The organism is Leptospira weilii (genome assembly GCF_006874765.1).
GTDB classification, from domain to species: domain Bacteria; phylum Spirochaetota; class Leptospiria; order Leptospirales; family Leptospiraceae; genus Leptospira; species Leptospira weilii.
This window is the reverse complement of sequence record NZ_CP040840.1, coordinates 467,501-480,000: the sequence shown is the minus strand read 5'-3', so window position 1 is coordinate 480,000 and position 12,500 is coordinate 467,501. Positions and strand designations below refer to the sequence as shown.

9 protein-coding genes (2 of these 9 running past the window's edge) are annotated in these 12,500 nt (G+C 41.3%); 4 read left to right on the top strand and 5 right to left on the bottom strand.

Annotation, left to right across the window (positions count from 1 at the left end; translation table 11 throughout):
* Positions 1-2,073, top strand: partial view of a leucine--tRNA ligase gene (leuS, locus tag FHG67_RS02395; RefSeq protein WP_004500935.1) — the 3' portion only. 519 nt of this gene lie to the left of the window's left edge; 2,073 of the gene's 2,592 nt are visible here — the last part of the coding sequence; its start codon lies off the left edge, out of view; it ends in the stop codon at positions 2,071-2,073.
* A 509-nt stretch (positions 2,074-2,582) separates the two neighbouring features.
* Positions 2,583-3,581, top strand: coding sequence for a WG repeat-containing protein (locus FHG67_RS02390; protein WP_004501801.1), 999 nt, complete (start codon positions 2,583-2,585; stop codon positions 3,579-3,581).
* A gap of 406 nt (positions 3,582-3,987) precedes the next feature.
* On the opposite strand, the gene FHG67_RS02380 is transcribed toward FHG67_RS02390, so the two are convergent.
* The 5 genes from FHG67_RS02380 to FHG67_RS02360 all read right to left on the bottom strand — a co-directional run bounded on the left by FHG67_RS02380 (position 3,988) and on the right by FHG67_RS02360 (position 8,906).
* Positions 3,988-5,061, bottom strand: a complete 1,074-nt coding sequence (locus FHG67_RS02380) for an LIC10486 family protein (protein ID WP_004501796.1) — start codon at positions 5,059-5,061, stop codon at positions 3,988-3,990.
* 11 nt (positions 5,062-5,072) lie between these two features.
* Positions 5,073-5,798 (bottom strand): hypothetical protein, encoded by a 726-nt coding sequence (locus tag FHG67_RS02375; protein ID WP_004500916.1) that lies wholly within the window; start codon positions 5,796-5,798, stop codon positions 5,073-5,075.
* Between the two features lie 89 nt (positions 5,799-5,887).
* Positions 5,888-7,237, bottom strand: a complete 1,350-nt coding sequence (thrC, locus tag FHG67_RS02370) for a threonine synthase (protein ID WP_142499634.1) — start codon at positions 7,235-7,237, stop codon at positions 5,888-5,890.
* Positions 7,238-7,240: 3 nt separating this feature from the next.
* On the bottom strand, positions 7,241-8,233 hold the full coding sequence (locus FHG67_RS02365; RefSeq protein ID WP_002623141.1) for an SPFH domain-containing protein: 993 nt from the start codon (positions 8,231-8,233) through the stop codon (positions 7,241-7,243).
* A 91-nt stretch (positions 8,234-8,324) separates the two neighbouring features.
* Positions 8,325-8,906 carry an LIMLP_15305 family protein gene (locus FHG67_RS02360; protein ID WP_004500917.1) on the bottom strand — a complete coding sequence of 194 codons (582 nt, stop codon included), beginning with the start codon at positions 8,904-8,906 and terminating at the stop codon, positions 8,325-8,327.
* Positions 8,907-9,163: 257 nt separating this feature from the next.
* Here FHG67_RS02360 and FHG67_RS02355 point away from each other — a divergent pair, with 257 nt between their 5' ends.
* Both FHG67_RS02355 and FHG67_RS02350 read left to right on the top strand, forming a co-directional pair.
* A complete protein-coding gene (locus FHG67_RS02355) occupies positions 9,164-10,753 on the top strand; it encodes an LA_3751/LA_3752 family putative glycosyltransferase (RefSeq protein ID WP_004501802.1) in 1,590 nt (529 codons plus the stop codon).
* A 307-nt stretch (positions 10,754-11,060) separates the two neighbouring features.
* On the top strand, positions 11,061-12,500 hold the 5' portion of the coding sequence (locus tag FHG67_RS02350; protein ID WP_004500911.1) for an LA_3751/LA_3752 family putative glycosyltransferase. 102 nt of this gene lie beyond the right edge of the window; only the first 1,440 of its 1,542 coding nucleotides appear in the window; its start codon is at positions 11,061-11,063; its stop codon lies beyond the right edge, outside the window.

The following is a 12,500-nucleotide window of genomic DNA, read 5'->3' as shown; positions in this document are numbered from 1 at the left end:
TACAAATCGTTCAGTGCAGAAGAATGGAAACAATTCTCCCTTGTTGAAAAAGAGAAGATCCTTTCCGATTTCAGATTGGTGTATCAGGCCGAAATTCCCGTAAATTGGTGCGAGGCCCTGGGAACGGTTCTCGCAAACGAAGAAGTGGAAGAATGGATCGACAAGGGTTACGAAGTTATCCGCAAACCAATGCGCCAGTATATGATGAGAATCACCGCTTACGCGGATCGGCTTTTGGAAGACCTCAAACTCGTTCAATGGCCTTCTTCCACCTTAGAGATGCAAAAAAACTGGATCGGCAAAAGTGAAGGTCTTGAAATCACATTTCCGTTTAAAAAACCGTTGAAAAGCGGCTTGGATGGAATTCGAATTTTCACTACAAGGCCCGATACGATTTTCGGCGTGACTTATCTGGTCGTAGCTCCCGAACATCCGATCGTTTCCGAAATCACAACTCCCGAACAAAAACAAAAGGTGGAAGAATATCAAAAAGCCTCCTCCTTAAAAAGCGATTTGGATCGAATGGAATTAACGAAAGAAAAAACCGGGGTTTTTACGGGCGCGACAGTTCTCAATCCGGCGGATCCTTCCCGAGAAATTCCGGTTTGGATCAGCGACTACGTATTGTACGGATACGGAACGGGGGCGATCATGGCAGTCCCCGCCCATGACCAAAGAGACTACGAGTTCGCTAAAACGTTCGGATTAGAAATTCTTCCCGTCATCGAAGGTGAGATCACAGATACGGCCTTTGATTCTAAAACTTCGATTTGTATCCATTCGTCTTCCTCCGAAATTTCGATCGACGGCTTGGATTATTCTTCCGCTTCATCCAAAATCATCTCTTGGGCGGAATCCAAAAAAATCGGAAAGAAAAAAATCCAGTTCAAACTTAGGGACTGGCTCTTTGCAAGACAAAGGTATTGGGGAGAACCGATCCCCTTAGTTCATTATCCGTCCGGAATCACAAAATCGATTCCAGAATCCGAACTCCCATTAGAACTTCCTAATTTAGAAGAGTTTAAACCTTCCGGCACGGGAGAATCCCCCCTTGCTCTAGCCAAAGAATGGTTACAGTACAAAGATCCGGAAACGGGGGAAATCGGAACGAGAGAAACGAACACGATGCCCCAATGGGCAGGTTCTTGCTGGTATTACCTACGTTATATCGATCCGAAAAACGGAAGGCTTTTTTGTGATCCGGAGCTGGAAAAAAAATGGATGCCCGTCGATCTTTACGTAGGCGGTTCCGAACACGCGGTATTACATCTTCTGTATTCAAGATTCTGGCATAAATTTTTATACGATATCGGAGCGGTTTCCACTCAGGAACCGTTCGCCAAACTGATTCATCAGGGTTTGATTCTCGGAGAAGACAAACGCAAAATGTCCAAGTCTCTCGGAAACGTGGTCAACCCGGACGATGTCATCCGAGAATACGGAGCGGATAGTCTCAGACTTTTTGAAATGTTTATGGGTCCACTCGAAATGGTAAAACCTTGGAGCACGAGAGGCGTGGAAGGTGTATTCCGTTTTTTGAATAGAGTCTGGAGGCTTTTTCATACGGGAGAGGGAGAATCATTTCGTTTGGATGAAATCGAACCGACCACTGAAGAACTCAAAATTCTTCACAAGACGATTCAAAAAGTCGGAGAAGACATTCCGAATTTTTCTTTCAACACCGCAATTTCACAATTGATGATTTTTGTAAACGAGTTCACCCCTTCGGAGAGAAGGCCGAAAGAAGTTTTAGAAACCTTCATTCTCCTTTTGGCTCCGTTTGCACCGCATATAGCGGAAGAACTCTGGAAACGTTCCGGCAGAAACAAATCCCTTGCGACCGAAAAATTTCCGGAAGCCGATCCGCAATATCTTGTCGAATCCGAGATTTTGATCGTGGTTCAAGTGAATGGCAAATTAAGGGATGAGTTCAAAGCACCAAAAGACATTTCCGAAACGGATGCAATTTCTATGGCTAAAAATCTGGATAAGATCAAAGGAATCTTAGACGGTAAAACAATCCGGAAAGAAATCTACGTTCCGGGTAAACTCGTCAATATCGTGATCGGTTAAAGCAGTTCCCTAAACGTTAAACTTATGAATTTTCATTAGAAAGAATTGTTGAAAAATTTCATAGTTCCTATTAACAAAACCGCTTCAATTGACCGTTTTCATGAAACAGGCCGAGAATTCATTTTTCAACAACTGACTCTATCATAACGTGAGTTCGCTGTAAGAAATCCATGATTCATTTTTCTGTAAAAAGTTGGAATTTGAACTTTGTAAATCTATTCTTAAAATGTGGGACTACAGAAAATCGCGACTTTACGAACAAATTCTAAAAGTAGGGACTCCGATTTTTAGAACATTCTTTCTCATTTTCTTACGACCCTGCTCACGTTATTATAAATAAACCTTGCTTTTACTTATATGGTCGTTAAAGCTAGCAACGACCTGAGTTTCGGTATAACAAATTCAAAGGCTCAGACTTTGAACTCCGTCCCAAAATCATTCGATCTTATCGGATCGCCGCGATTGTTCCTACGTTTTGGGACAGACTTTCAATATAAAAAGAGGTAAAAATGAATCCGAACAAATTATATGTTTTAAGTTTTGTTAAAGACGGTCGGCCTTGCAAAGGCGCCGTTAACTCCAAAGGGGAAGTTATAATCCCGCCAAATTTTCAAGAAATCGATTATCGAAGCGATCGAACGGAACTGATCCCTGCGGGAATTTTAAAGCCTAACTTTCAACATGCTTTGGACTTAAATTGGGGTTATATCGATCAAGTCGGAGAATGGAAAATCAAACCGCAATTCGATGGACTTATGAATTTTTATGACGAATGGGCCTTCGCCAAATCGAAGAAAGAAAAGAAATGGGGAAGAATCGACAAAACCGGAGCCTGGATAGAAGATCCTACATATCAAGAACTCGGTTCGTTTTCGGACGGTTTGATTTGGTTAAAGAAAAATAACAATCAGTACGTTTTTATGGATAAGGCATGGAAACTTAAATTTACTTTGGACGGATGTAGCGAACTATCGTTTTCTTTTTCGGAAAAACTTCTGGGTTTCAAAAAACAAGACAAATGGGGATTTATCGATATAAATGGCGCGGTTGCCTTAGAACCAAAATGGAATGGTGTTGGGCAATTTAAAAAAGGTCTTGCGCCGGTATTCGAATCTCCCGTATGGAGATATATCGATACGACAGGTCAGATCAAACTCTCCGAACCTTTAGAAGAAGCACGTGAGTTTAACGACTCTGGCTATGCTTCCGCAAAGAAGGGAAGATGGGGCGTTATTGATACGTTAGGCAATTGGACAATCAAACCCCAGTATCAGACCATGTTGGTGCCACGGGACAATGCCACCATCATTACAAGGCTCAAGGGAGAATGGTGTAAATTGAATATGCAGGGCGAAGTGATTGAAAAAATTCCCGTAGCTAAAAAGGTCGAAGGGATAACTTCATTCGACGAAAACGGCATTGCTATTGCATTTTACGAAAGCTATGGTCAACTTTTAAATGAGCAATACGAGGTAATTTTTGATAGTAAAAAATATAAAGTAAAATAAATATCAGGCTTCAAACAAACAGTATCCGATATTTATCATAACGTGAGTCCGGTGTAAGAAAGTTTGGGCGAATAAGGAACTAAAGTGTTATGACTCCCTGAACTCAGGCGCAGAGCTTTCCTAAGGGTCGCTCTGCGGGTCCTCGCAATAGCTCGCGACTTGAAAGGCTTTTTACGAAAGCGTTTCATTGAGTTCTTTTCACTCTAATTCCTTCGGAATTTAACTCAATGTTGCTCTCTAGGATCGCAACATAATAATCGCTTTCGCATTTTGTTATACCGAACTCGTATCTTCCATTTGACGAAAACGGAATTAGGCGCTTACGATTCAACTTTGTCACACATCCAAATTGTTGAACGCGACAATTTAGGTTTCGCAGAGAAGTCGTATCCCTAAATTCAAAAAACTATTTTAGAATCAAAAAAACAAGCAATCCGACAACGATCACCACGCCCGCGATAATGATGATTCCCAAAGAACCGGCTCCGGAGGAAGATTCCACTCTAGCCGAGGAAGCCGAGCTTAAAGTTTTGCTTTTTACTTTTGCAAGTCGAACGGGACGCTCTTCGAACGCCTGCAACAGAACGCCGGAAGGTCCCTTTGCAAAAATATGATATTCTCCCTTTCCGGTAGCGATCCCGATAAATTCTCCGACTACGTTTTTTACATTTCCGTCTTCGTCAATACCGCCTAGGGTTCTTGCCATAGCTTTTTCATCCATAGTTCCGGTCGGTAATTGAAAGAAAAGTTTGTCCCCTTCCGTTAATTCGTCGAAATCCACTCCGCCAACCGGAGCTAGGACCGTTTTAGAAAGGATAACTCTTCCGAAAGGTTTACGAAACTGTTCGATCTGTCTTTGTACGGGAGTTTTTTCCTGGCTTTCAGGCACTTGACCAATGGCAGGTTCCTCCACAGGACGATTGACCGAAGGAAGAATTCCGGAAAATACGTTCTTCGCTCTGAATTTCAAACTGGATAAATCTTCCACGTCGGCTTGAATTCGAACAATATTCACCTTTAATGATGCTTTAATCTGATTCTCCAAGATATTCACCAAACTGGAGGCGTCGTTTTTTTCCCAATTCGCATAAGAAGACTGTAATACAGCTTTCGTCAGTTTGGAATATACGATCCTTCCGATGCTGTCGGAAAGTCCAGGATCGAACGGTTCCGATTTTGCGGCCTCGACCATATCCAACGCAAACGCAGCAGAATCTTCGAAACTCCGAATCTTACGAATCAACGGAGAGTTAGAAAACAGGGAAAAGATTTCGATAACTTCGCTTCTATACTTGCTGACCAGCGCGACCACCACACCGCTTCTGTTCTCGATATCGATTCTAATTTTTAAAAGAAAAGCGTCTCTGATCTTTCCTTGAATCAACTCTACTGCCTGCTCTTCCGTCAGCACAGACTCAAGCGCGAGATTCATAAGATTCGCTTGTTCCTGTAATTTATTGGCTTGATTACTCGGTTCCATTCATCCTCATTCTATGTGTCAGAAGCGACGTTTTGTTCTCTGGCGAATTTCAGCCTTTTAGGAATATAATCCTCTTTGAGCGGAATTTCGACTCTTGCAACAGTTTGCGAAACCCCTTCCTTACTGTAAATCGTAAACAAATGCCTGTCAAATCCGCTCTGTGCAACTAGAATTTCCACCATAGTGATCCCAAGTCCCGCCCCTTCCGTAGAATCTCCAAACTTCATAAAAAATTCGAAAAGATTGTCGAAGTCTCTCGAAATTCGGAATTTTTCCCGTACTCTTTTCTCCTCCTGATCCGTAAGTCGAAAATTATTTAAAACCTTCAAAATGACCCGATCCTCGTTGAAATGAAAGGTAACTTTAATCTCAAGCCCCTGTTCCTTCATTTTTTCCCTATAAAACGGAAACTTTTTGTCGCTTAAGCTACTATGAAAGGATTCCATCCCTCGAGCGTAGTCTTCCGAAGATTCTATATCCAATTTTGATTCTTTAAATAAAATTCGTTTGATCGCCGCTTTTGTCGCATTGACGATCAATTCCTTGGAAGAAGTATAAAGAAGTTCGCTAAGATCGAGACGATTGTATCGAGCGAGTATCTTCTGGATTATATATTTCAACTTTTTCTCACCATTGAGAGTGAGAACATACGTAATTAGGGAAATAGGGATTTCTTTTGAAATTGCAGAATCGACTTTCATTTGTAAGTCGGTTGAAACATCATCAAAATCCTCCATGAATTAAAAATTTGACGAAAACTTCCTATTTTTGGCGAAAAAAAGAATTTTAAAATAATTTTAAAAAATACCCTGGTTTATGCAAAAATTTATTCCGAGAGCAACAATTTCCGGATTGAGTCAATGACTTTTGTCACATTCGGTTCGATTCGATGAATGGAATTCACAATTGTAGAATCCACTTGCGGAATCTTTCCGTCGTGAAACTGAAGTTTGAATTCGGTGAATTTCAGTCCGTGAGCGGTCGAAATAACGACCACACTTTCCCCTTTGGCAATCGTTCCTTTTCGGATCAGTTTTTCCAAAGTCGCCAAAGCCACTCCCGTATGAGGATCATTGTATAAACCGAATAAGTCCGCCTTTGCCGCCGCATTCGCCAATTCCGACTCGCTAGCCTGTTCCACGACTCCGTTGAACTTCTTAAGAGTTTTAATCGCTTTTTGGATGGAAACCGGATTTCCAATTTGAATCGCGGACGCAAGAGTAGTTTTTGCGACAACCGGTTCGAAATTTTCAAAATTCTTTAAGTAAGAAAGATACAACGGATTCGCATGTTCCGCTTGGGCTAAAACGATTCTAGGAAGTTTATCGACGAGTCCCAAAGAAAACATCATTTCAAATCCCGCTCCGAGCGCGGATACGTTCCCGAGATTTCCTCCAGGAATCACGATCCAATCCGGAACCTTCCATTCCAACTGTTGCGTAATTTCAACGGAAATCGTTTTTTGTCCTTCGATCCGTAAAGAATTCATCGAGTTTGCGAGATAAATTCCCGCTTCCCTTGTCACTTCTTTAACGATCCGCATACACCCGTCAAAATCCGTGTCGAGCGCGATTACCTTGGCTCCGTTCGATACCGGTTGAATCAATTGCGCTTGTGATACCTTTCCCGCAGGTAAAAATATAATCGCCGGAATTCCCGCCTTCGCCGCGTAAGACGCAAGCGCAGCGGAAGTATCTCCCGAACTTGCGCACGCAACCGCGCGAATCTGCACGCCCGATGCAATCATATGTTTTACTTGGGATAATAAGACGGTCATTCCGAGATCTTTGAATGAACCAGTGTGTGAGATCCCGCATTGTTTTACGTAAAAACTTCCGAGCCCGAAACTTTCGGTCAATCGATCGGAAGTAAAAAGATGCGTAAGTCCTTCTCCGGAAGTTACGATGTTCTTGTCTTCGATATGAGGAAGAACCCATTCTCTCTTGTTCCAAATTCCGGAAGAATTCGGAAACTTTACGGAACGAAATCTGGAATCGAATTGATCTTTCCACTCTTGTCCCGAAACGGTTCTCAACGCATCCAAGTCGTGCGATACTTGGAGAAGACTTCCGCATTTTTTACATTCGTAGACGATCTCATTCAGATCGTATCTAGTTTTGCAAGAGTCGTTAATGCATTCAAATTCCGCTTTGTACCGGGTAAGAGTGGAGATCATATTTTAGATAGAATTCAAAATGTCCTTTTTTTTGGTATCAAATTCTTCCTGTGTGATGAGTCCCCCGTCGAGAAGCGATTTCAACTTCGCGAGCCTTGCGGTCGCGTCTTCCGCCGCAGGTTTTGCACCGCCTTGATTTTGTCCCATCATGTTGGCCATCATTCCCGCCATGTTCATTCCCATTCCGAGCCCCATTCCCGCGCTCATTCCTTCTCCGGCGGAACCGCCCGGATTGCTCGCCGCAGCCTCGCCGATATCCAACATTCTTTTTTGCTGATACATATTTCCCATCGTATCGATTTCGAACTTATCGGTGAGAACTTTCTGGATTTTTTGAAAGTTAGGATCGTTCTGATCGAAGTTGATCGACTGAATGAAAAAGTCCACGACCTCAAGTCCGTATTTTTGAAAATCCGGCTGAGTTTTGGTTTTACCGGCTACGGAGGCTTCTTCCAAATGTTGGGAGATTTGAGTGATAGGGACTCCGTTTTTTAATACGACTTCAGAGATAAAATCGCTGAGTCTCGTCACGACCATCGGTTTGAGAAGTTTATCGACCCCTTCATGATCGAACTTCTGCTGGGTTCCAACTACCGTGTTTACGAAAGACTTGGAGTCGATCACTTTTATATTATAATTTCCGAATGCTCTAAGTCCCAAAGTGATATGATACTTCGGATCTTCGATTTGAATCGGAGCCGGAGTTCCCCAAGTCATGTTGATCACGGACTTGTTTACATAAACGATTTCGGCAGTGAACGGAGTTTGCCCGCCAAACGGTAAGTTTACGAATTTTTCCAATATCGGAATGTTTCCGGTCTTCAAAGTATGTGTCCCGGGACCGAATACGTCCAAGGCCTTTCCTTCCTTAAAAAAAACCGCTTCCTGACTTTCGTTTACTACGAGCTGACCGAAATGACTGATATCATTTCTTGGAAATTTCCAGACGATTTCTCCGGGTTGTCCTTCGTATTTGATTACATCAATCAATGCCATGATTTATTCCTTTATCGTTAATTAAGAATCCGTGTGTTAAAAACACACAATCCTCTCAACTCTTTCACGAGATACGACCCATCCGCACATCTTAGAGTTTCGAAAACAATTCCTTTCTAGACCGAAATGCGTTTTCCAATCCGTCCAGAGCGGAACGAACGTCGCCGATCACATTCCGAACTTCCTGCACGGAGGAATCCGCGGTTACCTTGAGACCCCGGATTTTGGATTCAATGATTTCCACCTCTTTAAATAGGGAAAAATCGAATTCCGCGAGTTTTTCCAATTCTTCTGAAGTCGCTTTAAAACCCGTTCCGAGTCCGGTCAGCCCATATCCTGCGGAATGAATCGTATTGGTAAGTTTATCGATCAGTAAAACCGCGATCTCGCTGCTTCCGATCAGCTCCAATTTTCTTGCGGTTACAAAAGCCTCTTCCAATCTTCGAACCGGTTCCTTAAGAAGCGAAACCTTAGAAGCAAGCTCTTTTCTCAATAGAGAATCCGCATTCTGAAATTCGTGATCTTTGAGCGCGCTCGAATAAAGAGGAAGTTTTTCCATAAAATTCCGAATTATTCCCCTTTCGGTTCGATAGCGAGCGATCAAAGATTTTACAGGTGTTTGTGAAAGAAATTGACCCAGTACATTTTGGCCTGTGGCCGTTTCCTGTTGCATAACTTCAAGTTTTGCACGATTCTAAGATTGGATCAATGAAAAAACGGATCTTCTAAGAATTCCTCAAAACCCCGATTTACATCCGAAATTTAAACCGTTTATAAAAACGCCTTTCTATCCCAGCCGAAAGCGGATTGACCTAGAAAACAATTTCAAGAAACTGACTTCGGGTTCAAATACGATTGTGACAAACGTATCGAAAGCGACCCGATTTAAAGTTCCGTTTTGATTCTTAGAATTTTGGATTTTACAAATCAATGATCTCGAAACTGAAAGCGTTTCTCCTTCGGTTTTTCCAAAACAAATATTCCTCCTTCGCAGCCGCGTTTTTATTTTCGTATTTTCTATATTTGACGATTCCCTCGAAATATCTTCTTTCTGCGGATCATTACGAAAAATTCATCTTAGGAAAATCCATCTATCTGAGCGACTTTCGATCGTTAGACGTCTTTTATCCGGGATTCGACTTCGACCCGGAACTTAAATTCAGTCTGCTCCAAATGTCGATCGTAAACGGTCACAAGATCATCGCCTTTCCGATTTCATTAGGAATCCTTTATGCGTTTGTTTTTCCTTTCGGAGGAGTTTACGGAATTTATTTCCTATCCGCGTCCTTGATCGGGCTCGTTTTATTTTTGATCGGAAAAGAATTCGAAATTCCGGCCTGGCAGATCTTTTTATTTTCCTTTTTGTCACCCGTGGTGATGAACGGCTATCTGTTCATGGACGTCGGAGTCGGATTATTTCTTTTTGTGTCCGGAATCGTTCTCTATCAAAGATCCAAAAAGAATCGATCCTTTCTTTTTGCCGCTCTCGGAGGAATGGTATTGTCACTCAGTTATTGGTTCCGTCTTGAATATCTGATCTTTATCGGACTTTATTGGGCATGCGAAAGTTTTCTTCGTTTTCCATTTTCGAAAGAGGACAAAAAACGATTCTTTTTAACCTCGGTTGTTCTTATAATTTTATTCTTTGGATATTGCGGATTCAACCAATCGTTCTTTCATTCCCCTTTGGGGCCGAGATACAATGCGAACTATGACCATTCCGGATTCTCGAATCTATTTAAGAACTTTATAAATCTCTTATTTTATGGGAATCTTAAGTTAGGCGTTTTCGGATATTCTCCGTTCTTATTCGTAGGATTTTTATTTTTTCTTTCTATTCGGGCAAGGAACTGGAAGAATATTCCGGAAAAGGAAAAACCGCTTCTGATCTCTTCCGTTCTGGGAATCCTCGCAGCCGCAATTGTGGCGCCTAACGACGGCGGAGCGGAATCCGGATCTCGTTATTTAACTCCGGGCCTTCCCGGACTGTTCGTGCTTACATCAGGATTTTTTTCGTTTTTACGGACCCAAAAAATTCTTTGGAGAGTTTCATTTTACGTTCTTCTTGCAATGTCGATTCTTCCGACTTGGATATACTACAAAACGACAAAGGGCTTTGCAAAAAATACAAAAAGATTCCAGGAATTCACTCTCAAAGAACCCAAGGAAAATCTTTTGATTTTTCAGAACGGACTTATCGGTGGAATGGCAAGCGAAGGTTTATATTTTCAAGGGAGAGTTTTTCAAGCGACGGGAGTTCCGGAATTAGTCGCACTGCTCAAAAAATTTTCCATATCCAAAAACCGGAGTTCGGTCTCTTTCGAATACTTCGCGTATTCGAAAGAATATACGAAAGGAATGAAAAATTTGAAATACGATCCGAACACGAAAGAAGGAATGATCAATTATCTAAATCGATTCGATTCCGAGGCGATCTCCGAAATCAAATCCATCGAAATCGTAAACAAAAAAACGTTCGGGAACATAGAGATTCTCTACGGAATGTACAGGGAGAAATAACAATGATTTAAAATTTCATAATTTATTAAAATATAATTTACGAATTCAAATTTTTTTGGGTATTCGCAAAGGTCGATTTTAAAACCTGTTCCCAAATTCCAGGAGAAACCACAGTCATGATTGCCCAATCCTTAGTAACAAAATGCGGTATAGTTCATAGAGAACCTTTCTTTAAAGAATTTATAGGTTTTTTAAATCATCTTTTTCACCGCTAAATTTATAGCAGTCCTACAATTCGAATGCTTTGGCACACTCTTAATTTTTCCGAATCCCATTTCCAAATAACCTTCTCACAAGGATCAAATCAATGACACAAAAAATCAAAGAACAATGGGCCGTATTAGTTCTGCTCGTTATCGTACCGGTTCTTCATGTTTGGATCGGAACGGAAAACAGTTATATAACCGATTCGGCGTTAAAAGCCATGCAAACCGACTCTTTGATCCAAAACGATTTTCGAACGGAAGAACTTAGGTATCCCGCTCAGGAATTGGACCCCCATCATGATGCGTTTTTTCTTTCGGGAACCGGATTTGCAAAAGAAATCCACGGAAAGTTTATCGGTCAATATCCGATTGCGTTTTCCTTTGTCTCCTCATTGTTGCGATTGGCCGGGATAACTTGGAAATGGATGCCGATGTTATTGTCTTTTTTTACGATCCTTTCTCTTTATCTTCTTTCAAAAAGGAAACTCATAAGTCAAAGGACCGTTTTACTCGGTTACGGAGCCACGATTCTTTTCGCTTTAAGCTTGGATTTCAGCGAATACTCGATTTACTTTCTTTTCAATTCTCTCGGTTTTTCTTGGTGGCTCCGCTATCGGGAATCAAAAAAGTCCCGATATCTTTACTTCGCTTTAATCGCCTGTTCGATCCCGATTTGGCTACGACTAGAGTCCCTGATTTTTTTAGTAAGTTTAGTACTTTCTGAAATTCTAATATTTTGGCGAGAAGCGAGACATTTAATAAAAGAATTGAATCCTTTCGCGATTTTATTTGCCCTTTCTCCCGTGTTTTTGTTTTTTCTTTGGAACTTTTGGAATTACGGACACATACTGGGAGTAAGATTTATTTTTAATTACGGGAACGGTAATGTCTCATTTTTAGACAGGATTCTTCGTTTTTTTTCGATCACGTTCGTAAACTACGTAGACGGAATTCCGAAGTTCGGATTATTTTTTTGCTCCTCCTTCTTACTACTTCCGATCGTATATTATGTTTTTTTTAAAAACAAAAGAAGCGAAAAAATCAACTTCCTCCTCATGGTCATCGGATTGAATACGGTTTTAGTCGGAATTCTAGCGCCGAACGATGGCATCACAATCACAGGTAGATATCTGATACTCGCCGTCATTCCTCTGCTGATTCTTTGGGAGAACTGGAAGCCTCACACTTCTAAAATATGGAAAATTCTTTCAGTTACTCTAGTTGTTTTCTCCTTTCTAATCTCGGGATTGATTTTAAAAATTCTACAACATGCGACGAAACAAGAAAGAATCTATCGGGATTTTTACGCTCGGAACGAGACCTCGCTTTGGATTTTTACGGATCCGATTCTTTGCGGTCAGGCAGGATCGGATCATCTTTCCAAGAGAATTCTATGTTTTAATTCCGAAACGAATCTTGATCGAATATTAAAGAACCTGGAATCGGAACCTTCGGTTTCTTCATTGACCGTCTTTGAAATGAATGAAAAAGAATTCAGAAATTTTGAAAACAAAATACCGATGATTTTATCATACGAATCA